Origin of the sequence: Rhodococcus sp. NPDC060084 (assembly GCF_042730335.1) — a bacterium.
In the GTDB taxonomy this organism is placed as follows: Bacteria; Actinomycetota; Actinomycetes; order Mycobacteriales; family Mycobacteriaceae; genus Rhodococcus.
Genome location: NZ_JBHWWX010000001.1, coordinates 214259 through 237393, shown reverse-complemented (window position 1 = coordinate 237393; position 23135 = coordinate 214259). Strand labels below are relative to the sequence as shown.

21 protein-coding genes and 2 tRNA genes are annotated in these 23135 nt (G+C 67.1%); 5 read left to right on the top strand and 18 right to left on the bottom strand.

Annotation, left to right across the window (positions count from 1 at the left end; translation table 11 throughout):
* The first annotated feature begins 70 nt into the window (after positions 1–70).
* Positions 71–337, top strand: a complete 267-nt coding sequence (crgA, locus tag ACFWBU_RS01120) for a cell division protein CrgA (RefSeq protein WP_169620878.1) — start codon at positions 71–73, stop codon at positions 335–337.
* Positions 338–423: 86 nt separating this feature from the next.
* Positions 424–879 (top strand): PH domain-containing protein, encoded by a 456-nt coding sequence (locus ACFWBU_RS01115; RefSeq protein ID WP_169620879.1) that lies wholly within the window; start codon positions 424–426, stop codon positions 877–879.
* Here the strand turns inward: ACFWBU_RS01115 and ACFWBU_RS01110 are convergent.
* Positions 864–1790 (bottom strand): rhomboid family intramembrane serine protease, encoded by a 927-nt coding sequence (locus tag ACFWBU_RS01110; RefSeq protein ID WP_169620880.1) that lies wholly within the window; start codon positions 1788–1790, stop codon positions 864–866. The two genes, ACFWBU_RS01115 and ACFWBU_RS01110, sit on opposite strands and share 16 nt — an antisense overlap.
* Before the next feature lie 10 nt (positions 1791–1800).
* On the bottom strand, positions 1801–2328 hold the full coding sequence (locus tag ACFWBU_RS01105) for a peptidylprolyl isomerase (protein WP_169620881.1): 528 nt from the start codon (positions 2326–2328) through the stop codon (positions 1801–1803).
* 104 nt (positions 2329–2432) lie between these two features.
* Here ACFWBU_RS01105 and ACFWBU_RS01100 point away from each other — a divergent pair, with 104 nt between their 5' ends.
* Positions 2433–2855, top strand: a complete 423-nt coding sequence (locus ACFWBU_RS01100) for a hypothetical protein (RefSeq protein WP_378527206.1) — start codon at positions 2433–2435, stop codon at positions 2853–2855.
* A 65-nt stretch (positions 2856–2920) separates the two neighbouring features.
* On the opposite strand, the gene ACFWBU_RS01095 is transcribed toward ACFWBU_RS01100, so the two are convergent.
* On the bottom strand, positions 2921–3115 hold the full coding sequence (locus ACFWBU_RS01095) for a hypothetical protein (RefSeq protein ID WP_378527205.1): 195 nt from the start codon (positions 3113–3115) through the stop codon (positions 2921–2923).
* Between the two features lie 244 nt (positions 3116–3359).
* Between ACFWBU_RS01095 and ACFWBU_RS01090 the strand changes: the two genes are divergently transcribed.
* Positions 3360–5297: an acyl-CoA dehydrogenase family protein gene (locus ACFWBU_RS01090; protein ID WP_169620884.1), complete on the top strand. Its 1938-nt coding sequence runs from the start codon at positions 3360–3362 to the stop codon at positions 5295–5297.
* 60 nt (positions 5298–5357) lie between these two features.
* Here ACFWBU_RS01090 and ACFWBU_RS01085 read toward each other — a convergent pair whose 3' ends face one another.
* Complete coding sequence (locus tag ACFWBU_RS01085; protein ID WP_378527204.1) at positions 5358–6653, bottom strand: lipase family protein; 1296 nt, start codon at positions 6651–6653, stop codon at positions 5358–5360.
* A gap of 302 nt (positions 6654–6955) precedes the next feature.
* Between ACFWBU_RS01085 and ACFWBU_RS01080 the strand changes: the two genes are divergently transcribed.
* Positions 6956–8056 carry a hypothetical protein gene (locus ACFWBU_RS01080; protein WP_378527203.1) on the top strand — a complete coding sequence of 367 codons (1101 nt, stop codon included), beginning with the start codon at positions 6956–6958 and terminating at the stop codon, positions 8054–8056.
* A 31-nt stretch (positions 8057–8087) separates the two neighbouring features.
* On the opposite strand, the gene ACFWBU_RS01075 is transcribed toward ACFWBU_RS01080, so the two are convergent.
* The 14 genes from ACFWBU_RS01075 to ACFWBU_RS01010 all read right to left on the bottom strand — a co-directional run bounded on the left by ACFWBU_RS01075 (position 8088) and on the right by ACFWBU_RS01010 (position 23026).
* Complete coding sequence (locus tag ACFWBU_RS01075; protein WP_378527202.1) at positions 8088–9104, bottom strand: R2-like ligand-binding oxidase; 1017 nt, start codon at positions 9102–9104, stop codon at positions 8088–8090.
* A 26-nt stretch (positions 9105–9130) separates the two neighbouring features.
* Positions 9131–10303, bottom strand: a complete 1173-nt coding sequence (locus ACFWBU_RS01070; RefSeq protein WP_169620888.1) for a Dyp-type peroxidase — start codon at positions 10301–10303, stop codon at positions 9131–9133.
* Entirely contained in the window at positions 10296–10814 is a 519-nt protein-coding gene (locus ACFWBU_RS01065) for a copper chaperone PCu(A)C (protein ID WP_169652303.1), read from the bottom strand. Before ACFWBU_RS01065 ends, ACFWBU_RS01070 begins: the two co-directional genes overlap by 8 nt.
* Positions 10815–10892: 78 nt before the next feature.
* Entirely contained in the window at positions 10893–11396 is a 504-nt protein-coding gene (locus ACFWBU_RS01060; RefSeq protein ID WP_378527200.1) for a hypothetical protein, read from the bottom strand.
* A 137-nt stretch (positions 11397–11533) separates the two neighbouring features.
* Positions 11534–11606 (bottom strand) — tRNA-Ala (locus tag ACFWBU_RS01055).
* A 138-nt stretch (positions 11607–11744) separates the two neighbouring features.
* Positions 11745–11818 (bottom strand) — tRNA-Ile (locus ACFWBU_RS01050).
* Between the two features lie 74 nt (positions 11819–11892).
* Complete coding sequence (locus ACFWBU_RS01045) at positions 11893–12984, bottom strand: DUF3566 domain-containing protein (RefSeq protein ID WP_378527198.1); 1092 nt, start codon at positions 12982–12984, stop codon at positions 11893–11895.
* Positions 12985–13356: 372 nt separating this feature from the next.
* Complete coding sequence (gene gyrA / locus ACFWBU_RS01040) at positions 13357–15861, bottom strand: DNA gyrase subunit A (RefSeq protein WP_169620892.1); 2505 nt, start codon at positions 15859–15861, stop codon at positions 13357–13359.
* A 178-nt stretch (positions 15862–16039) separates the two neighbouring features.
* Positions 16040–16816: an MHYT domain-containing protein gene (locus tag ACFWBU_RS01035; protein ID WP_296551331.1), complete on the bottom strand. Its 777-nt coding sequence runs from the start codon at positions 16814–16816 to the stop codon at positions 16040–16042.
* 24 nt (positions 16817–16840) lie between these two features.
* The gene (locus ACFWBU_RS01030) at positions 16841–17608 is read right to left on the bottom strand and encodes an MHYT domain-containing protein (protein WP_206036875.1); all 768 of its coding nucleotides are present in this window, start codon (positions 17606–17608) and stop codon (positions 16841–16843) included.
* Positions 17609–17634: 26 nt separating this feature from the next.
* On the bottom strand, positions 17635–18189 hold the full coding sequence (locus ACFWBU_RS01025) for an ATP/GTP-binding protein (RefSeq protein WP_169621077.1): 555 nt from the start codon (positions 18187–18189) through the stop codon (positions 17635–17637).
* Positions 18190–18202: 13 nt separating this feature from the next.
* Entirely contained in the window at positions 18203–18577 is a 375-nt protein-coding gene (locus ACFWBU_RS01020) for a DUF742 domain-containing protein (RefSeq protein ID WP_072701132.1), read from the bottom strand.
* Positions 18578–18590: 13 nt separating this feature from the next.
* Positions 18591–19007 carry a roadblock/LC7 domain-containing protein gene (locus tag ACFWBU_RS01015; RefSeq protein WP_072701130.1) on the bottom strand — a complete coding sequence of 139 codons (417 nt, stop codon included), beginning with the start codon at positions 19005–19007 and terminating at the stop codon, positions 18591–18593.
* Positions 19004–23026 (bottom strand): ATP-binding protein, encoded by a 4023-nt coding sequence (locus ACFWBU_RS01010; protein WP_378527196.1) that lies wholly within the window; start codon positions 23024–23026, stop codon positions 19004–19006. Before ACFWBU_RS01010 ends, ACFWBU_RS01015 begins: the two co-directional genes overlap by 4 nt.
* Between the last annotated feature and the right edge of the window lie 109 nt (positions 23027–23135).

Genomic DNA, 23135 nt, shown 5'->3' with positions numbered 1-23135 from the left:
TACAGCACAGGTAGCTGCCCAACTTACTCCGCTCGTCCGGCACGGGCGGAGTCGCAAGAACGAGGACACGATGCCCAAGTCGAAGGTACGTAAGAAGGACGACAGCGCGGCCCCCAGGACGGTGAGCCGCACACCGGTGAAGGTGAAAGCTGCGCCGTCGAGCACCCTCTACGTGTCGGTGATGCTCGGCCTCATGATCATCGGTTTGCTGTGGCTGGTGGTGTATTACCTGGCCGCAGAACAGATTTCGTGGATGAATTCGCTGGGTGCCTACAACTTCCTCATCGGATTCGGGTTCATGGTGGCCGGGCTCGTCATGACGATGAGATGGCGCTGAAATCGCGCCTCGTTCTGTGGATTACATCTTTGTTATTCATCCCCACCTGGGGATAACCCTGTGTACAAAGCGATGTGAGGGCTGACGTGAGCGCCGAGAACACACCACGGTGGTCCACTCCGCCCGGCGCCGTCGTGGCCCTTGCTGCCGGAGGCGTCGCGCTCGCGGTGGCGGCTGCGACGGCGGTCGATGCGGCCGGACGTGTCCTCGTGGGGGTCGCGGCCGCACTGGTGCTCGCATTCGCTGCCTCCGCCTGGCGCCAGCGTCCCCGCCTCGAGGTTCTACCCGAATCCTCGGGACTCGCCGTGACCCGGCTGACGGGACGACGCGAGTACCCGGCCGCGGCGCTGCACCGCGTGCGACTCGTGGAGTATCCCCGCATGGGCAGGCGGGTGCCCATGCTGGAAATCGACACTATTGATCCTCGCGACGGCTCCGAGAGCCTGATGATCTTCGGTCGCTGGGATCTGGGAGCCGACCCCCGCGAGGTGCACGAAGCACTCGGCGCGCGGGGGCTGGCACCCGATCACAAGCCCAGCTGAGCCCGTAAGCGAAGAACCGCGACCACGACCACCGCCACGACGAGGATGGCGACCGCACCGAGTGCGACCCATCCCGTGCGAGTCGCCCGCGCGCGATCGTTGCCCGCACGGAGCGATTGCGGCCCGTACAGCAGTGCCGCGGTGGCGGCCGCACCTGCCACCAGCCCGCCGAGATGTCCCCACAGGGAGATCCCCGGGATCGTGATGCTGATGACCACATTCAGCGCGACGACCGCCAGCACCGGAGCGGGACTGCGGCGGAGCCTCATGAGGATCACCGCTTGGGCGCCGAGCAATCCGAAGACCGCACCGGACGCGCCGGCCGTGACGGCCCCCGTCTGCAGGAGCATCACCGCGGCGGAACCGCCGAGGATCGAGATCACGTACACCGACAGGTAACGGGCGCGGCCGAGAACCAACTCGGTGTCGCGGCCGATGATCCAGAGCGCGAACATGTTGATCGCGAGATGCATCAGGCCGAAGTGCAGGAATCCGCTGCCGATAATCCGGATGTAGTCACCGTTGGCGGCGATCGCCGGCGGCCACAGAGCCCAGTCGAGAAACAGCGGTGACGACCGCTCGTTGTTCATCACGCTGCCGGACTGTGCGGCCGTGACGAGGAAGACCAGGACGTTCAGCGCGATGAGCGTGTACGTCACGATCGGGGTCGTCTTCGCCGAACGTGCGGGCGCACCCGCGATGGTCCGGGCCTGCGGGGTGGACCGGGCGGCCTCGGCGACACAGTCCACGCAGTGCTGGCCGACCGCGGCCGGACGCAGGCACTCGGGACAGTACGGACGCCCGCATCGAGTGCAGGTGAGCAGAGTGGGGCGATCGGGGTGGCGGACGCACCTCGGCTGGGGCTGCCGGCCACCACCCTCGGCCGCAGGACCCCAGCCGGGGTTCGTCATGGCACTTCTCTCAGGAGATGGTGATGCTGTTGATGACGACCTCGTCGACCGGACGGTCGGCGCGATCGGTGCTGGTCGTGGCGATCTCGTCGACGACCTTCTTCGAGTCGGCGTCCACGACCTCACCGAAGATCGTGTGGCGACGGTTGAGGTGCGGCGTCGGGCCGACGGTGATGAAGAACTGCGAGCCGTTGGTGCCCGGGCCCGCGTTTGCCATGGCGAGCAGGTAGCCGCGGTCGAACTGCAGTTCGGGGTGGAACTCGTCACCGAACTGGTAGCCCGGGCCGCCGCGACCGGTGCCGGTGGGGTCGCCGCCCTGGATCATGAAGCCGTCGATCACGCGGTGGAACACCGAACCGTCGTAGAACGGTCCGCTGGACTCGCCCTTCGCGTTCGCGGACTTGTATTCCTTGGTGCCGGTGGCGAGTCCGACGAAGTTTTCCACGGTCTTCGGGGCATGGTTGCCGAAGAGCGCGATCACGATGTCTCCGCGGTTGGTGTGGAGGGTGGCGGTTGCTGTCTGATTCGGTGACGTCATTCCCCTATGGTGCCATTCCTGGCTTCGGGGCCTACGCGGTCCTTCCCCTGTCGGCACCGCACGACAGACGGGAACACGTGCTGCGGTATGGAAGAGTGGGACGTATGACGAAGGTGAGCGACTCCAGCACCCGCAGCGGTTCCCTCCCCGACCTCGTATATCCCCTGGCACAGACGGGAAGCCTGAGCGACGCCCTGCATGTCGCCGGCGAGGGCGCGGTCACCCTGGCGCAGGGATCCGCGGCGGCAGGCCTCGTGCTCTCCCGCCAAGGGCTGGAACTGACGAAGAATGCCGTCGAGCGGGTGCAGGATGCACGTCGGGACAAGGCCGCGCTCGACGCCGCACCTCGTCGGCGCACAGCGCCCCGCCCGGGACGCAAGGCACTCGTCACGACGGGCGCGCTCGCCGCGGTCGTGCTCGGCGCACTCGCGTTGTACCGGAGTCGGCGGCCGGCGCACCCGCCGATCGCGCCGGAACCCCCGCGCGTACGTCCGGCGGCAGGTGACACGACTCCCGCCACCGACTGATCCTGCCGGCGAGCGCATCTCGAACGAGTGAGCGCTCGGAGACCCGCACTCGTGCGGGGCCCGGCTCACCGGTGGGCGGGCATCCCCGGGACAGGGGGCATCCCCGGGACAATGGGATCCGGCACGGCGGGCGAGCCGGCCGGCATGCCACCGTATTCGCGTTCGGCGCTGCGTATCTCGTGATCGACGATGCGGCACGAGACGAAGTACAGAAGCACGACGAGTGCGAGAAGAACGGGTACGGACGCAAGTAGGGCCATGGTCGCCTCCAGTTCGATCCGAAGATCGACGAGGGTTGACGGGCGGACGCGTCGGCGGTGACTACTCGAGAGTAGGCCTGTATCGCGCACCCGGCATCTCGAGACACCGCAGCCCCGGGTGATCTGTTTCACACCTGCGGTGCACGTCCTGCGATTACTCACCGGTATCGGTCCGTCCAATCCTGTGACGTGCGACACAGAAGGGTGAATACTCGCCGGTAGGCAAGCCCTTCTGGAGGCAGACATGGCAGAAACGCGCGTCACCGAACAGCAAGCCCGTGAGGTCGCCGAAGAAGCACGAGAAGCGGACTGGACGAAACCGTCGTTCGCCAAACACCTCTTCCTCGGCAGGTTCACCCTCGATCTCGTCCATCCCTTCCCCCGTCCCACACCCGACGAAGACGCCCGCACCGAAAAATTCCTCACCTCGCTGCGGAACTTGTGCCGGGACATGAGCGGCCCGACCATCGAGCGCGAGGCACGCATTCCCGACGACTACATCCGCGGGTTGGCGGAACTCGGGTGCTTCGGCATGAAGATCCCCGAGGAGTACGGCGGCCTGGGCCTGTCGCAGGTCGCCTATAACCGGGCGCTCATGCTCGTCGCGTGCGTACACCCCAGCCTGGGAGCGTTGCTCTCGGCACACCAGTCGATCGGTGTACCCGAACCGCTGAAACTGGCGGGCACCCCGGAGCAGAAGAAGCGGTTCCTGCCGCGCTGCGCGCGCGGCGCGATCTCGGCGTTCCTGCTGACCGAACCGGATGTCGGTTCCGACCCCGCACGACTCGCCACGAGTGCGGTTCCGGTCGAGGACGGCCGGGCGTACGAACTCGACGGCGTGAAACTGTGGACGACCAACGGTGTGGTCGCCGAGTTGCTCGTGGTCATGGCGCGGGTCCCCAAGAGCGACGGGCATCGCGGCGGTATCTCCGCGTTCGTCGTCGAAGCCGATTCGCCCGGCATCACCGTCGAACGCCGCAATTCCTTCATGGGCCTGCGAGGCATCGAGAACGGCCTGACCCGCATGAACAAGGTGCGCGTGCCCGCCGAGAACCTCGTCGGACGCGAAGGTGACGGCCTCAAGATCGCCCTCACGACACTCAACGCCGGACGGCTTGCCATCCCGGCGATGTGCGCCGGGGCCGGCAAGTGGGCGCTCAAGATCGCCCGCGAGTGGTCGGAAGCCCGGGTGCAGTGGGGCAAAGCACTCGGCGAACACGAGGCGGTGGCCGCCAAGATCTCGTTCATCGCGGCGACCTCCTACGCACTCGAGTCCGTGGTCGAACTGTCCGGCCAGATGAACGACGAGGAGCGCAACGACATTCGCATCGAGGCCGCGCTCGCGAAGTTGTGGGCCAGCGAGATGGGCTGCGCCATCGCCGACGAGTTGATCCAGATCCGCGGGGGCCGCGGCTACGAGACAGCCGAGTCGCTCGCCGCACGCGGTGAGAGAGCCGTGCCCGCAGAACAACTCGTCCGGGACCTGCGCATCAACCGCATCTTCGAGGGCTCGAGCGAGATCATGCGGCTACTGGTGGCCCGAGAGGCAGTCGACGCACATCTCCGTGCCGCCGGCGACCTGATCGACCCGAAGGCGTCTCTCGAGACCAAGGCGCGCGCCGCGGCGAAGGCGAGCGGCTTCTACGCCAAGTGGCTGCCCTCGCTGGTGGCAGGAAAGGGCCGCCTTCCCGGAGCTTTCACCGAATTCGGCATCCTCGCACCACATCTCCGGTTCGTCGAACGTAGCTCGCGCAAACTCGCCAGGTCGACGTTCTACGGCATGGCCCGGTGGCAGGGCGGTCTCGAGAAGCGTCAGAACTTCCTCGGCCGCATCGTCGACATCGGTGCCGAACTGTTCGCGATGTCGGCCAGTTGTGTGCGCGCCGAACGTCAACGCGCCGACGGCCATCCGGGTGCCGATGCCGCATACGAACTCGCCGACGCCTTCTGCCGGCAGTCCCGGCTACGGGTAGAGGCACTGTTCGACGGATTGTGGAGCAACACCGACGATTCCGACCGGAAGCTCACCCGCGGTGTCCTCGACGGTCGCTACAGCTGGCTCGAGAACGGCATCCTGGATGCGAGTGAAGGAACAGGCCCGTGGATCGCGGAATGGACACCGGGCCCGTCCACGGAAGAGAACGTGGCTCGCCGGATCATCGACACCAGAAACGTCGTGTAGGCGCAGAACCACAACGGCCCGCCCTCGTGACGAGGGCGGGCCGTTGCGTTCGGGGTCGCGTCAGAAGGCGCCGCAGTTGGACGGCGCGGGAGCGTCACGCAGACGCGCGTCGAGGTACTGGACCGCGGTGGGCAGCCCGGTGAGCAGGGGTACCGCGTGGTTGATCACGAAGCCCGGCAGGATCGGCGGCGTGAGGTTCGCGTCGAACTGGACGGTGGCGCCGTTGTCGCACCAGTCCAGCGCAAGCTGGCGACCCTGCCCGTAGGGAACCGTGTCGTCCTGCGTGCCGTGCTGGAGAAGCACCGGGATCTGCGGGGTCAGGCGGCCGATGCGCTGCTCGTCGATCGCTTTCTGGACCTGGGGAAGCCGGCCGACCACCACGTCGAGAGGTTCACCGGTGCGCGTGAAGTCTTCGGTCCGCTGGAACGCGAGAGTGGCAACGGTTTCCGGAACACACTGGTTCGCCACCGCGGCGAGCATGGCGCGGCCGCGGTCGTTGATCTCGGCCTCGACCTCGGAGCGAATCTCCGGGTATGCCTCGATCAGCCCGTTGATCGTGTAGCCCACGGCGCCGGTGAGGAGCGTGCCGTCGATCTGCTTCAGCGTGGCCAGCAGATCGGCGGGAGGCGCACCGACGTAGGCGCCCTTGAGGTTCAGTTCCGGGGCGTACGTGGGAGCGAGTTCGGCTGCGGCCCCGCTCGCACCGCCACCCTGGGAGTATCCGTACAGCCCGACGGGACTGTCGGGGGTAAGGCTCGTTCCGGGAAGATTCAGCGCCGCCCGGACCGAATCCAGCACCGCGTAGGCCTCGGCAGCCCTGTTCACGTATGTGTGGTGCCCGGGAGTCCCGAGTCCGTCGTAGTCCGTCACCACCACCGCGATGCCCTGGAGCAGCAACGCATTGATCGACAGCAATTCGTACTCGGTGAACAGATCGAGCGGCGGGTTGTACTGCACCAGCGCACCGAGATTGCGCGACGGAGCGCACTGGTCGCCCTGTCCGTGCGTGCCGACCGCCACCGCGACGAGAGGGCGAGGTCCCTCACCGTTCCACACGGTCGACGGCTCGAGGTACGTGCCGCTCACCGCGTTGGGTGCGCCCTTCGCATTGTTCGAGCGGTACAGCAACCGCGTCCCCTGCGCGGGGAACACACCGTCCCCGGTCGGAACCCGGATGGCAAGATCGGACGGTTCGCTCCGGAGGATGTCTCCCGGGCTTCCTCCCTGCTCCAGCGCGGGCGGCGTGTAGAAGTCGCCCTCGGCGTGTGCCGTCGCCGGCGCCGCCAGAAGTCCCCCCACGAGCGCTGCGGATGTCAACGCCGCTGCCGCCCATTTCCGGGTGCTGCTCGTTCCCATATTTCCTCCACCACATCCCGGACCTAGGCGTGCCTTCGGTCACATGGTACGGACTGTAACACGTACATTACCGACCGGTAAGGCGGTGTTCCTGCACAGGACATGAGGCGAGACGGCCCCGGAAACCTCGGTCGCGGAACCCTGGCGCGCGCTCGGTTCGGCCCGCAGGAAGGGATGACAGTTGCGCGAAGACCGGTACGTGGTATGTCCTGATCATGACGATCGGGGTCGCGGCGCGGCACAACCACACGGAGTGGTGCCGGTAGCAAGATGGACCCGGATCGACAGACGAGGGGAGAGTCATGGCAATCGGGGTGGGGCTCCGAATCGGAAGGGTTGTGTCCACAGCGGTGGTCGCGTCCAACGAACCCGGCACTCCCGACCCGGTGGTCATCGCCCGCGACACCGTTCTCCATATCGGCCGGGACGACTCGACCTTTCTTGGTGGCTCCGCGCGGGCCGACGACGAGGTCCGGACGCTCAGCGGTTTCCTCTCCCGCGTAGGCGACCCCGCAGGACTCTCGGCGAGCGACGGGCGCGTCTACCGCGCGGAGGACGCCATGGCGACGGCCATCCACTGCCTGCTCACCGAGTGCCATCCCCTGCCGACGTTCGGCGGTATGGACAGGGACAGCGACCCCGGATACACCGCCACCTACCCCTCCCACTGGGACCCCGCGACCGTCGCAACCCTCCGATCCGCGCTCGACTTCGCCGATCTCCGGCACGTCGATCTGGTGTCGGACGCGCAGGCTGCGGCCACCTGGTATGCCTCCGAGATCTCGGAAACGCCCGGTCAGCTCGTCGGGGTCTATCACGTCGACGACGTGGGTTCGACTGTGACGCTGGTGCGCTCGGGTGTCCCCGTCGGCAAGGCATTCCGGGTTCCCGTCAAGAACGCACCGTCACCCGCAGCCCAACTCGCGTCGGCACTCGGTTCGTTCGGATGGTTGTCGGACAATCTCGACGCCGTGGTCGTGATGGGTGACGGACTCGTCGCGCGTGATCGCTCGCATATCCAGGAGATCGCCAACAGCCTCGCGACCAAGCTGATGGTGCGTAGTCTCGTCGGACCGGGGCCGGAGCAGACCGCGGCGCTCGGCGCGGCGATTCTCGCCGCTGGTTTCACTCCGGCGCGCGAGACGAAGAAGACCCGGATCGGTCTGCCGCCCTCCTACGATGAAACGGACGTGCTCACCGGTGGCCTCGCGCGTCTGAAAGCCATCGAGGATCTGTACGAGACCGAGAACTCCGCCGCTGCGGTCGCGGTGACGGTAGAACCGGACACCGCAACCCGCCAACCTCCCCAGCCGGTGCGAAGCCAGGCCGACACCGTGCGGATAGCCGCTGCCGTGCTGCTGGCGGTGCTGGTCGTGGTCGTCGCCGCCGCGGTCCTGATCTGAACCCGCGCGGAATCCCGATCACGGTCGGGATCTAGCGAGGACTTCCGTCTCCCCCGTCGGCGATCGACGCCAGTTCGGCCGCGTCCTCCGCACCGAACTTCTCCTCGAGCGATTCCGGTGAGTAATCGAGATCGATCTCCTCCACCGGGCGACCGCGAGCAGATTCGATGGCGCCTAGACGCCGCTCGGCCCGGTCGGCGGCGTAGGAGACGAATTCGTCGGGATCCAGCCCGTACGGCTGCTCGTCGAACTGATCGTTGACCCACCCGATCATGCCGAGTGCCATCGGAAGCAACTCGTTCATACGCTGTTGCACCACAGCCCAATTCGAGTCGTCTGCCGCGACGTGCCGCCGGCAGGTGAAGGTGCCCCACGCCATGTGCCGGCGCTCGTCGTCACCGATACGCCGGACCAGTTCCTGCATTCCGGGAAGGATGCCGCGCGTCGTGCAGACCTTCTGCCACGCGTAGTAACCGGTGAGCGCGAGGCTCCCCTCGATCACATGGTTGTAGGTGACGCTCGCGCGTACCTGGTTGGCCGGCGACGGATCGGACTCGAGCAGTCGCAGCGAGTTCGGCAATTCGTCGTAGAAGAGCTGCCGGTAGAACGGATTGTCGGCCACATAGGGGTGGAGGTCGGAGGTGAGCCCCACCGAGTCCATCCACAGCCGGAACACCTGAAGATGCTTGGCCTCCTCGAAACAGAACTGCGTCAGATACATCTCGTCGCCGATCCGCCCCTCGGCCTCCATCGCGCGCACGAACGGCTGGATGTCCTGGGTGACGGCTTCTTCTCCCGCGGCGAACTGCGCGACGAGGAACGTGGAACTGCGGCGCTGCTCGGAGGTGAGCGCCTGCCAGTCGGCGGCGTCGCGCGAAAAATCGAGATCCGCGGGATCCCAGAATTTCGCGTTGCCCTTCGCGAAGAGTCGGAGCGGGAAGGCGTCCCAGTTGAGGCCGCCTTCCCGCAGCGACGCGAACCCGAGACGTGTCTGTGTGCTTCCGGTCACACCCCGAGGGTAACCCCACCCCGGGCGTCCCGGAAGCATTCGTCACCGGCACGTCCGGCGCGAGTTCACCCGGCCAGGAGCGTGTCTCCCGGATAGCCCTCCGGACCGAAGCCGGGTGGAACGACGAACACCGCTGATCCGACGGGGGTGATCCACGGATTGAGCGCATCGTGCTCGGCGAGGCGCTGCTGTACGGGGACGAACTGACGGTCCACGTCGACCTGGTACGCCGCGAACAACAGCCCTGCACCGTCGTCGTCGTAGTTGTATCCCCGACGCAGGAATTGCTCGTCGGCGGTCCGTGGCCGCGCCCTCGCCACGTGTGACTCCGGTGGGATCACCGGAATCCCGTACCGGTCAGTAGCCTCGAAATCGGCGTCGTCATGCTCCTCGGTGCCGGTGAGAGGAGCACCGTTCGACAGGGTCCGGCCCACCGCGAGCTCTCGTGCGGGCCGGTCGAGTTCGTCCCACGTGTCGAGTTCCATCCGGATCCGGCGAAACACGAGCGACGTTCCGTCGCGCAGCCATTCCGGTTCACCGGGGTTCCACACCTGCCGCCCGAAGTCCGGGCTGCCGGGCGCCGGATTGACGGTGCCGTCTACCTGGCCCATCAGATTCCTCATCGTCATCCCGTCGGGCCTGGTGCCCACGGCATGCCGGAATCCCCGCTGTACCCAGCGCACGGTGGTCAGCGATCGCACGTTCTTGGTCAAGGTGCGCGTGGCGTGGGAAACCACCACGGGATCGTCGGCACACACCTGCAGCACCAGGTCGCCACCCGACCACCGGTCTTCGAGGCGATCCACCGCGAACTCGGGAAGGGGACGTAACCACGCCGGACGCCGGTCGGCCAGTCCGGCGGCATCGAACACCGCCGGTCCGAATCCCACGGTGATCGTGAGCCGAGCCGGATCCACCGCGAGTTCCGGTTCGGTGTCCCCCAGCGCGGGCCGTCCGGCAGTGAGGCGCCGTATGTCCTCCGCCCACACCTTCATGATTCCGGCCAGGCCCGCACGGTCGACACCGCTCGCGAGATCGAGTGCGGCGAACGAGGCGAACGCCTGCGGCGGTGTATCGATCCCGGCTTGGTGACGGCCGTGGGGGTCGATTGTGGCCGCACCCATCCGCTCGGGCGTCCGGGATGCCACGGCCGCGCCACCACCGACCGCCGCGAGACCCGCAGCCCCTACGGCTGCCAGACCGCCACCGAGTAGATGACGGCGGCTGAGCTCAGCCACCGTGACCCGCCCCGGTTGTCGCCGGCTCGTACTCCTCCTGTGCCCCTGCGAAGTCGCGGACCTGCGCGGTGAAGTCCTTCACGGATCCGTCCTCGAATTCCAGGGAGAAGGTGACGTCACTGCCGGGCCTGATCGGTTCGACGATGTCCATGAGCATCAGGTGGTCGCCGCCGGGAGCGAGGCTGTGGGTGCTTCCGGCTCCGATCACGAGGCCGTCGGCCATTTCGCGCATCACCATCGCGCTTCCCCCGTCCGGGGCCATCTCGTGCAATTCGGTGCGGCTCGCGCTCGGGCTCGATACTGCGACCACATGCAGGTCCGTATCGGCCGTGTTGGACAACTCGGCAAAGGCGCCGGTCATGCCCGAGTCGGCGGCCTTGACCCAGGCATCGGACACCGTCAGCGCCTCGGCGGCAGTGGGCGGCGCATCGGTCGATCCGCAGGCGGTGAGCACGGCCAGAGCAGCGGCAACTCCCGCAACGGCCACAGTACGAACAGTTTTTCTCGTCATCGGTAACTCCAGGAAAGTAGGTTGGCGCGCGAGGGCGCCGACCGCCGTAGGAACGGTGGTCGAGGAGGAAAAAGGAGGTCAGACCGTGACGAGCGGTGGTCCACGGGTCGAGACTCCCGTGGCGAAGACCTGCATCCGGCGCACCGCGGGCCGGTACCCCACGGGGAGTGCGGCCGGAACGGGCAGAGAGGAGAAGGGACCGCGGATCGCGGCGATGCGGCGCACCGCGTTCAGTGCGAGGGCGCTACCCCGTTCTGCGCCGCGTATGAGGGCGGACGCAACGAGGACCGCTGCCAGGTGAGCAGCAAGCATGCCCGGGCCGGGGAGATGAAAGTGGCCGCTGCCCAGCGACAGTGCGATATGACCGAAGACCTGCCCGGCGAGGAGTAACGGTACGACCGCGAGCCGGGTGCCCGCCGCGACAGCGCCCGCGATCACGGCGACGGAAAGAAGAACCGTGAGGGCGGTAGTGCCCGGATATGCGCCCTCCGCAACGGCGTGCGCGACGATCGCGACCACCCCACAGGTGCCACCCACGAAGCCACCGCGCATGCGCGCGAGAAGCTGAGGGTCGGCGGCCATGCCCCCGATGATACGTCTCGTACTACAGAGCGTCGTATGTGATGCAGCACTGTCGCGCCGGGTTTCACGTGAAACGCACGCAACCCGCAAGTACGACGAAACCCACCCCCTGAACGGAGGTGGGTTTCGTGTTGCTGTGGAGCCTAGGAGATTCGAACTCCTGACATCTGCCTTGCAAAGGCAGCGCTCTACCAACTGAGCTAAGGCCCCGTACGCCGACTAGCGACTGGGTACCTCGTGCCACTCGTCCTCACTACGCAGCATGCGAGCAAGTCCGACGACCGCCAGAAAACCAGCTCCCACAGCGATCAGGAACTTCATTTCTGGCTGCCTTTCGGGCACGGGGAGTGGGCCTAGGAGGACTTGAACCTCCGACCTCTTCGTTATCAGCGAAGCGCTCTAACCGCCTGAGCTATAGGCCCTCGAACCGGATGGAACACTACCCCACCGACGCCGGATGATTCAAATCGCCTCGACGGGGCAGCATTCCTGCAGGTCAGTCCGGGTCTGCGAGCGTTACCTGAACGCCACCGACGAGGTCGGTGCACAGGTTGTAGATGAACGCTCCGAGGGTCGCGAGAGCGGTCATGAGAACCATGTTGGCCAGGCCGATCACGGTCGCGTAGCCGAACACCTGGCCTACCGTGACGAGTCCCTCACTGCCCGCATCGCTCACGATGTCGGTGAACGCGCTGTTGAGCCTGTCCCACACGCCCATCCCGGCGAGCACGGCGTAGAGCAGACCGACCGCGATCATCCACACGAAAAACAGCGAGACGGAAATCACGGACGAGATCTTCAGCATCGACCACGGGTCGATCCGCCGCACCTGCACCGTGGCGCGTAGTGCATCACCGGTGTCGACACCCGCGGGGGCCGGGGCAATCGCCGTCGGACCCACCTTCGGGGTCTCCCCCGTTGCCGGCGCGACAGGCGTCGGATGCTTGACGGCGGAGAGATCGGGCAGATCCTTCGCAAGATCCTTGCGCTCGATATGCCGCGTGGGCCCGTCGATGACCGCGGCTTTCGCCTTCGCCGCAGCACGGTCGTTGCTCGCGCGCTCGTTGGTGGTGCGCGTAGCCGACGCCGAGGAACCGGAGTTACCGGAGTTCATCGCGGCCGCTGCCGTACCCGTCACGACCGGACGGGTCGACGGTGCCGGATTCTGAGCTGCGGCAGGCTTGCCGGCGGGAGGCTGGCCACCCGTCGACGGCCGCGAAGCGGAGGATCCGCCGCCTGCCGCCGGCCCGGACTTGCCGAGACCGGGGCCGACTCCGGGCAGGTTGGTCTGCGGCGTCTTCTGCGGCGAAGAACCGCCCTGCGCGGTCCCTTGCTGGCCGCGCTGCCACGGCGGGGTCTGGCCACCCGGACGCGCCGTCTGGTTGGCGGGCCTCGCCGAGCGGGACTGATCGCCGCCCTGCGACGACTGTGCTGTCGCAGCTCCGGACGGTGCCCCGCCCTGGTTCCCGGTGCCCGGATTTCCCGCGCTCTGGTTCCCGGCGCCCTGGTTCGCCTTGGGAGCCTCCGGTTGCGGCGCTGCCGCAGCCTGACGAGGCTCCTCGCTGCGTACCTGCGACTCGCTGCGCACGGACTCCTCGCGCTGTGCGGGCTTCGCCGTACCGGCCGCCGGACCCTTACCTTCGGACTTCGGCGTCTCGCGGGCCTTCTCAGGGGCCTTCCCGGAAACCTCCGCCGGCTTCGACGGAGCGGATTGCCCAACCGGGCCACCGCTCTGCGGAGATCCGGCAGGCTTGTCCGCCGCCGTGTTCTGGGGCGACCGTTCCTGCTGCGGAGCCCGGTCCTGCGGTGCCCGGTCCTGTGAGGATGCCCCCTGCGGAGCCGGCCCCTGTGAAGGCGCCGCACCGGATGAAGCGGACGACACCTCCTGCCCATTGCGATCCTCGGGTTTCCGGCCGGGTTGCCCCTGGCCGTTTCCGTTGGGTCCCTGGGGAGTGCTCACTTACGACTCCTTAGCTCCGGATACGTCTGCGTCGTCCAGCTCGTCGGCATTGCGGGCGATCGCCAACAGCGTGTCGCCCTCGGCGAGGTTCATCAGGCGCACACCCTTGGTCTGCCGACCAGCCTTGCGCACCTGCTTGGCGACAGTACGGATGACACCACCGTTCGAGGTGATCGCGTACAGCTCGTCATCGTCCTCGACGATCCGAGCACCGACCAGGGTGCCACGCCGGCGGTCGTACTGGATGGTCAAGACACCCTTGCCGCCGCGGCCCTGAACCGGGTAATCCTCCATCGGAGTCCGCTTCGCGTATCCACCGGAGGTCGCGACCAGCAGGTAGGTGCCTTCCTTGACGACGTTGAGCGACAGCAGGCTGTCCTCACCGTTGAACCGCATGCCCTGGACGCCGGAGGTTGCGCGTCCCATCGGCCGCAGCGCTTCGTCGGTCGCGGAGAACCGGATGGACTGTCCCAGCTTCGAGACGAGCAGCAGGTCGTCGTCGGCGGAGCACAGAACCGCGCCCACCATTTCGTCGTCCCCGCGCAGGTTGATCGCCACGATGCCGCCGCTGCGGTTGGAGTCGAAGTCCGACAGCCGCGACTTCTTCACCAGGCCGTTGCGCGTCGCGAGCACCAGGTACGGCGCGTCCTCGTAGCTCTGCAGGCGGATGACGCCCTGGATCCGCTCGTCGGGCTGGAAGGCCAGCAGGTTCGCGACGTGCTGACCGCGTGCGGTGCGGTTCGCCTCCGGCAGTTCGTATGCCTTCGCCCGGTAGACGCGGCCCTTCGTCGTGAAGAACAGCAGCCAGTCGTGCGTGGAGGTCACGAAGAAGTGCTTGACGATGTCGTCCTGCTTGAGCTCAGCGCCCTTGACACCCTTGCCGCCGCGCTTCTGCGACCGGTACAGATCGGTGCGGGTGCGCTTGGCGTAGCCCGTCTCGGTGATCGTGACGACCACGTCTTCGCGAGCGATGAGGTCCTCGTCGGTGACGTCACCGTCGGCGGCGACGATGCGTGTCCGGCGATCGTCGCCGTACTTCTCGGCGATCTCCTTCAGCTCGTCGCGGACGATGGCGCGCTGCCGCTCGGGCTTCTCGAGAATGTCCTTGTAATCATCGATCTCGCGCTCGATCTCTGCGAGGTCGTCGATGATCTTCTGACGTTCCAGAGCGGCGAGGCGTCGCAACTGCATCGCGAGAATCGCATCGGCCTGGATCTCGTCGACCTGGAGCAGGTCGATGAGGCCGCCACGCGCGATGTCGACGGTCTGCGACCTGCGGATGAGTGCGATGACGTCGTCGAGCGCGTCGAGTGCCTTGACGAGGCCGCGCAGGATGTGGGCCCGTTCCTCGGCCTTGCGCAGCAGGTACCGCGTACGCCGGACGATGACCTCGACCTGGTGCACGACGTACAGCCGGATCATCTGGTCCAGGCGCAGTGTGCGCGGCACACCGTCGACGATCGACAGCATGTTGCAGCCGAAGCTCGTCTGGAGCTGGGTGTGCTTGTACAGGTTGTTGAGAACGACCTTCGCGACCGCGTCACGACGGACGGTCACGACGATGCGCATACCCACACGATCCGACGACTCGTCGTGGATGTCGGAGATGCCCGCGATCTTGCCGTCGCGAACCTGTTCGGCGATCGAGGTGATGAGGTTGTCCGGGTTGACCATGTACGGCAACTCGGTGATCACGATGGTGGTGCGGCCCTTGGCGTCGTCTTCGATCTCCACGACACCGCGCATCTTCACCGAGCCGCGGCCCGTGGTGTACGCGTCGTGGATGCCCTGGGATCCGGTGATCAAGGCTGCGGTCGGGAAGTCGGGTCCCTTGATCCGCTCCATGACCGCGGCGAGGGTCGTTTCCTCGTCGGCTTCGTAGTTCTCGAGTGCCCAGTAGATCGCCTCGGCGACCTCGCGGAGATTGTGCGGCGGGATGTTGGTCGCCATGCCCACCGCGATGCCACCCGAACCGTTGATCAACAGGTTGGGGATACGGCTGGGGAGAACTGTCGGTTCCTGGGTCCGGCCGTCGTAGTTCGGCTGGAAATCGACCGTGTCGTGGTCGATGTCGCGCAGCATCTCCATCGCGAGCGGGGTGAGCCGGCACTCGGTGTACCGCATGGCGGCCGCACCGTCGTTGCCGCGGGAACCGAAGTTGCCCTGTCCGTCGACGAGCGGGTACCGCAACGCCCACGGCTGCGCCAGGCGCACCAGGGTGTCGTAGATCGAAGAGTCGCCGTGCGGGTGGTAGTTGCCCATCGTCTCGGCAACGGCACGCGCCGACTTCACATAGCCGCGGTCCGGCCTGAACCCGTTGTCGAACATCGCGTACAGCACGCGACGGTGGACGGGCTTGAGTCCGTCACGCACGTCGGGCAGAGCACGCCCCACGATCACGCTCATCGCGTAATCGATGTAGCTGTTCTGCATCTCCAGCTGGATGTCGACGGGCTCGATGCGGTCGTGCCCCGGCCCCTCCGGAGGCAACGTGGTGTCGGTCATGAGCTCCTTCTTCTACTCGGCTCGAACGTCCGCCCGCGGTCTTCCGCCCGGCAGACGTCTCGCAACCACACGAGTCTATAGGTGCAGGTCACCCCACGCCGCGAAGGACAGGCACTTTCCGCTCACGTCTCCGCAAGGGAGAGGTAGATCACACACGAAAGCGCCGTCCTGCACCACGTCATGTCCCACTTCCCGCGTCGGTCCGGAGATCGATCAGGTCCTCGTGCCGGTCCTTCTCGTCCTCCGGTGCGAGCACCAGTGCGGTGATCGGCACAGCCAGCACGATGATGCCGAGAATGAACGCGGGGAACAGAAACGACAGGACGCTCATGCCGCTCGGTTCCGGGGCTCCGGGGTCGACGACCACGTGCACCCCCGCCATTCCGGTGTAGTGCAGCGCGACCACGGCCGAGGCCATGACGAACGCGGCCATCAGACGGATGTGGACCCTTTCGGCGCTCCGCGCGAGAGCAAGCGCAAGCGTCGACGCGACCACACCGATGCCCACCGACAGGAGAACGAACCTCGCATCGTGGTCGATGGTGCCCTGGACCCTCATCGCGGTCATCCCGATGTAATGCATGAGGGTCACCGCGAGACCCATCACCAGGCCGCCGATTCCCGGACGGACCCCGCGCGGAAGCCGCTCGAGCACCGCGGAGCGGACAGTCACGATCCAGATGCCGAGCATGGTGGTCGCCACCGCCGCCAGCACCGAGAGCACCGTGGGTCCGAGGTGGTAGCGAATCACGGTTCCCGGCACGGAGAACCCCATCATGCCGATGAAGTGCATGAGCCAGATCCCCACGCCGCCGATGGCGAGGGACGCCATGGGCAACCACCAGTTGCCCCCGTTGCGTCCCGAGTCCTCGTGCGACCTGCGAATGCAGGACAGCCCGGTGTAGGACCCGGCTACAGCGGTCGCGTAGGCCAGCACGAATACCCACGGCCCCATCGAGAAATGGTGCACGCCGGACTGTTACCGCGTGGGGGTCCGGAACGTCTCCGCGTTCCACTCGTCGGCTTCACGCTCGAGTTGCGCCGCGACGCGGTCCGGGGCGAGCAGCACCGCGACAATCGGAACGACCAGCATGAGCAGTCCGGCGACGAACAACGGGAACAGAATCGCGAACACCTCGATGCCGGCGGGTGCCGGCACCGTCGCGTCGGGAGTCACCCGGATGGACGCCGCAGCGAGAAAGTGCACGACGATCACTGCGGCGCCGCCGAGAACCCCACCGACCAGCCGCTTGGGCCATGTGTCCGCGTGCTGCACCAGCCACATCAGACCCGCGGCCGTCACGAATGCGACGAGCACGCCGGCGCCGACGAAGATGAGGTTGAAGGAGACCTCGCCTTGGGTCCGGACCGACCACATGATCACGTAGGGCACAGCGGCGAGTCCGGCGCCGAGTACGAGAGCAGCCGGCTCCGTCCTCGACGAGGAACCATCCGACGGCGACGCGATCAGCAGAGCCATGAACACCGTCACCAGCGCGAGCAACATCGAGAACACGATGGTGACCAGGTCGTACCGGACGATGCTGTTCTCCACCGCGAACCCGGCCATCGGCAGGAACTGTGCGAGCCACACACCGACTCCACCGAGGACGAGGCATGCGACCACCAGCCAGAATCGGCGAACGCGGTCGCTGCCCGCGGTACGAACCTTCCGGACGCTGGTGACCCCGACGAACACCCCGATCGCCGAGGTGAGGTACGCCAGCAAGATCACCCATGGACCCATGGTGAAAAGCTGGAGTCCCTCGACCACTAGGGGGCCACCGGCTGGTGCAGCTTCCGCAGCGCGTATTCGGTGACGGTCACCAATGCCTGCTTCGCCGATTCACGGGAACGAGCGTCGATCGACACGATCGGGACATCGGGTGAGATCGCCATGGCCTGGCGGATGTCCTCGAGCGGGTAGCGCGGCGCGTCGTCGAACTCGTTGATCGCGACGATGAACGGAAGGTTCCGCGCCTCGAAGAAGTCCACGGCCGCGAAACTCTCGTCGAGCCGACGCGTGTCGATCAGCACGATCGCACCGATCGCGCCTCGGATGAGATCGTCCCACATGAACCAGAATCGGTGCTGGCCCGGAGTACCGAACAGGTACAGCACGAGGTCCTCGGCCAGACTGATACGGCCGAAGTCCATCGCCACCGTCGTCGTCGCCTTCTGTGGCGTCGCGGTGAGATTGTCGACCCCGTCGCTGGCGTTCGTCACGAGCGCTTCGGTGCGGAGGGGGACGATTTCGGACACCGCCCCGACCAGCGTGGTCTTTCCGACACCGAAGCCACCCGCGATCACGATCTTGGTCGAGGTCACGCGCTTGGTGGCGCTAGAGTTCGCGAAGTCCACTGAGGACCCTTTCAATCAGCTCACGACGCTCCGCGTCGCTCGAATCGTCTTTCAGCGTGGCCAGGATCTGTACGTGTCCGGCTTCGACAAGATCGGCAACGAGGACGCGTGCCACTCCCAGCGGCACGCCCACCCTCGCCGCGATCTCGGCAACCGAGGGCGACTCCTTGCACAACTCCAAGATCGTGGCGTTGATGTTGTCCAAGTCACGGGCCCGAGGGTCCGTGCCCGGGATCGCCTGGATCAGTGCTTCCAACGCCAGTTCGACCGCAGGACTCGTACGTCCCGAAGTCAGCGAGTAGGGCCGTACCAGGCTGGGCTGATCCGGCACCGACTCAGGCTTGCGCGATTCCATGGCCACCTCGACGTCAGGACCCCTGGCCGACCCGCGGGGTTGCCTCGACCGAGGCACCCACCCGGTCCACCAAGAGCGCCATCTCGTAGCCGACCTGTCCGATATCGCACTCCGACGCGGTCAAAGCCGCGAGGTGCGAACCGTCACCGACACTCATGAGCAGCAGGTAACCGTGCTGCATCTCGACGACCGACTGGAGCACTCCGCCGCCGTCGAACAACTGCGAGACACCGTTGGACAGGCTCGCGAGGCCGGAGGTGACGGCAGCGAGCTGCTCGGCACGGTCGACCGGAAGGTGGGCGCTGGCAGCCATCAGCAGGCCGTCGGCGGACACGAGTACGGCATGCGAGACACCTGGAACTTCGCGCGCAAAGTTGGAAACCAACCAGTCCAGTGGACGGGCCACGTCGGATCCATGATCAATGTTCATCGAACTCCCTGTTCATTGTTCTCGCGATTGCTGGTATTCGCCGAGGTGCGACCGTTACGGACGCCCTGCTGGTGGCGACTCAGGTTCGCCCGAATGGCTTCCGGGTCCCGGCGTCGGATCGTCTTGGGCAGCTCCCCGGTGGCGGGAGCCCTCACCGCACCCGGAACGAGGCGGTGACCCGGCTCGCGCCTCGGAAGGCCGGCCGTCGTGTGTTCTTCCACCGATACTTCTGCTGCTCGCTGTGCTGCTTCCCATCCTGCGTCGGCAGCCGAGCGCCATTCCTTCCTCCGGCGGTCCTCCGGAAGACTGGTCGGATCGACAAGCCAATCCGACATCATGTTGGAGAAGATCGGCGTGTGCGGTGCGGGCTGCGGGCGGAGCCCGACCGAATCCGGCCTGGGCTGGAAGAACGACGCCGTCTTCGCGGAGTTCGTCCGGTAGCGATGGCGAGCGGCGTTCTGCGCGTCGCTCTGCGGCGCCACCGATCCGCCGTCGGCAATACTCGCCGACGGGATTGGCGTCGGACCCGCCAGTGCGGCAGCCGAGGGTTCCTGCGCGGTGGCAGGACGCGGCGGAAGACCGGGGGTCGCCCCGGGCCGGCGACGCGGAAGTCCTCCGGCCGGTGCGCTGTCCGGGCGAGGTTGCGGCCCACCGGCAATGCCGGGCGTAGCACCCGGACGACGCTGCGGCAGCCCGTTCGGAGCCTCGTGTTGCGGCTGCTGCTGCGACGGCCGGAGATTCTGCGGCGGCTGCACCTGCGAATGCTGTGCCTGCGAATGCTGGGGAGCACGCTCAGGAGTCGTCTGCTGCTGCGGCGACGGGGCTGCGCCGCGTCCCTGCAGTCCGGGTGTAGCACCGGGCTGACGCTGCGGGAGCCCCGACGGACGGGTTCCCTGCTGCGCATCCGGACGCTGCTCCTGCGGGGCAGGTCCCGAACGGACCGGAAGGCCGGGAGTATTACCCGGTTGACGCTGCGGGAGGCTCGAAGCTTCTTGTTCCCGAACAGGTTCCGGCTGCTGCCGATGTGTGGACGGCTCGGCCGCCGCGTGGCTGCCGGTCCGTTCGGCCGGACGCTCGTCCCGTGCCATCCGACGATCGCGCTCGTCCTGCTGAGGACGATCCTGACGAGATTCCTGTCCGGCCTGCGCCTCCCGCTCCTGACGACGAGCGTGTTCGTCCTGCCACACGCGGTCCTGAGCGGGACGGTTCTGACCGTGCTGGCCGCGGGGAGGAAGCGCCGAGACGAATGCTGCCGCGGCGTCGGGCTGGATCCTGCGCGGAGCCTGCTGCGGCTGCGGTAGACCGGAGGTCGCGCCGGGCTGACGCGTCGGCAGACCGGGAGTCGCGCCGGGCTGACGCGTCGGCAACCCGGGAGTGGCACCCGGCTGACGCGTCGGCAACCCGGGAGTCGTCCCCGGCTGACGGGACGGAAGACCCGGTGCCGCTGCGCCGGGGTTGCGGGTAGGCAGACCCGATGCCGCTGCGCCGGGGTTCCGGGTGGGCAGACCCGAGTTCGAAGCCGGCTGGTTCGAACCCGGCTGGCGCGGAGGAAGTCCCGGTGCCGCGCCCGGCTGACGCGTCGGCAGACCGGAGCGGTCGCCCTGGCCTTGCTGAGGCCGGCCCGGAACACCTGATTCCCGGAGTGCGGACAATTCGTGCGCACCCGTCGACTCGCGCGGAACCGCGCCACGAGAGGCCGGCGCGAAGCCCGCACGCTCGTCGTCGCGGGAACGCTCGTCACGACCCGGTGCGGAATCACGGCGGACACCCTGACCCGGATCTCTTCTCTCCGAAGACCGCTCGTCCTGCGCGTAGTACGACCGGTCGGGCGCCTCGATGCGGATCGGCTGCGACGGCGGGTTGGACTCCGCGTCGGAACGGTCGTACGCATCGACACGGATCGGCTGCGACTGCTGATCGGACTGCGGTTGCGGCCGGGGCTGGGGCTGCGACTGCTGATCGGACTGCGGCCGGGGCTGGGGCTTCGGCCGGGGTTGAGGCTGCGAGGGCGCCTGAGACTGCGACCGCGCCGGTTCGTATTCCTTCTCGCGGGAAGGCGGCGGCAGCTGGGGAGTCTCCTGCGACGACGGCGAGGACAGTGCCTCGGGTGCAGACTCGGGCTCCGCGTCGATGATTCGCGGTTGCGGACCCGTCTGGGACAACGCGAGCGGCGAGACGAGCAGCACATCCGGGATGTGAACGCTCGCGGTGATGCCGGGGTTGCGTGCGGTGTCGAAGGTCGGGCGCAGCCGCACGGTGAGGCCGTGACGCTCGGCGAGCCGCGACACCACGAACAGACCCATGTGGCGGGCGGTGTCGGGACCGACCGCGCCACCGCTCGTCAGGCGCTCGTTGATGATCTCGAGTTCTTCCCGCGGTATACCGATGCCGCGGTCGGCGATCTCGACGAGCAGTCCACCGTCGACGGCGCGCGCGAAGCTGAACGTGACGGTGCTGTCGGGCGGGGAGGCCCGCAACGAGTTGTCGACCAATTCTGCGAGGAGATGCACGATGTCGGTTGCTACCGCACCGCTGAGCGCACCGTCCGGTGTCGAACCGATCTGGACCCGCTGGTAGTCCTCGACTTCGGACATCGCGGCACGCAGGATGTCGCCGAGCTGTACAGGCGCCGAGTGACCGCGGCGGATGCGCGTGCCGGAGAGGATCAGCAGGTTGTCGCCGTTACGGCGCATACGAGCCGCAAGGTGATCGAGCCGGAAGAGGCTCTCGAGACGGCTGGGGTCCTTCTCCTCGTACTCGAGCCGTTCGATGAGTCCGAGCTGCTGCTCGACGAGGGACTTGCTTCGCCGGGCCAGCGTCTCGAACATGTCGTTGACCTGGAGACGGAGGTGGGCCTGCTCGCCCGCGAGACGCAGTGCCTGCCCGTGCATGTCGTCCACCGCGCGCGCCAGCTGACCGATTTCCTCGGTCGTGTGGACGGGAACGCGGGTGAACTCGATGTCCTCGATGCTGTCGCCGACCTTGATGCGGTCGATGGCCTCGGGCAGCTCCTGACGGGCAACCTTGAGGGTCCCGTACCGCAGCCGGCGGATGGGGCCGACAAGAGACCGGGACACGAGCAGCGCGAGGACGAGAGCGGCGAGCAGAGCGGCGAGCACGATCGCGGTGTCGCGCAAGGCCGCTGCACGGGTCTCCGCGGCACGATCCTGAATGGTCGTCGTGATCTGCTGCGCCGCAGCGTCGATGATGCCGCCGTACACGTCGACGCTGTGCAGCAGCGACGCTCGGACGTTGAGGATCGGGAGCGGGCCTTCGCCGGCAGCCGCGACCATGTCGGTGCGTTCCTTGACGCCGGACCGCAGGTCGGCAATCTGCGCGTCGGCCATCGGGTACGACCGGGAAAGAAGTTCGAGCATCGCAAGCTCGCCGCCGGACGCGGACACGAGCGCGGTGTCGGGCTGTTCCGGGTTCTCGAGGATCGCGAGCACACCGAGCACCTGTCCGAACAGGTATCGCTGCGAGTACCAGGCGTTGACGAGTTGGTTGCCGTAGTCGAGGATCTCGCGGTCGTCGACACCGTCGAGGACCGCTTCGACGATCCTGTTGAGGTTGTCGCGCACCTCGCTGGTGACGGCGGCGATCTCAGCGATCGCGACGGGCCCGGCCTGCATCTTGGTGTAAAGCGTTTCGGCGCTGGCGATCGTGCGGTCGAGGTCCGAGACGAGCGCCTCGTCGAACTCGGGGCTTGCAGCGATCGTCTTCATCGTGACGAACGTTTCCCCGAGTGTGTCCATCTCCTCGGGCGTGATCGTTCCCGCTGCCGCGCTACCGGTCGCCGTCGCAAACGCCGTCGAGAAGTCGACGATGTCGGGCACGACCGCGACCTGATCGGCCGCGGAGGAGAAGTGCACCGCATTGGACAGTTCGTTCTCGACGCGAAGACCACCCAGGACCATCGCCACTGTCACGGGGACAGCGAGGACGGCGGTGACCTTCGTGCGAAGACCCCACCCCTCGATGTTCCACCACCGCTGCCGGGGCGGCGATTTGTCACTCATGGATTACAGCTCTCCTTCCACCCCGTTCGCGCCAGGCGACGAGCGCCAACCGGCGCACCGCTCGAAACTGAGTGCGTTTTCGATCGATGCAGTCGAACGAGACGTTCCT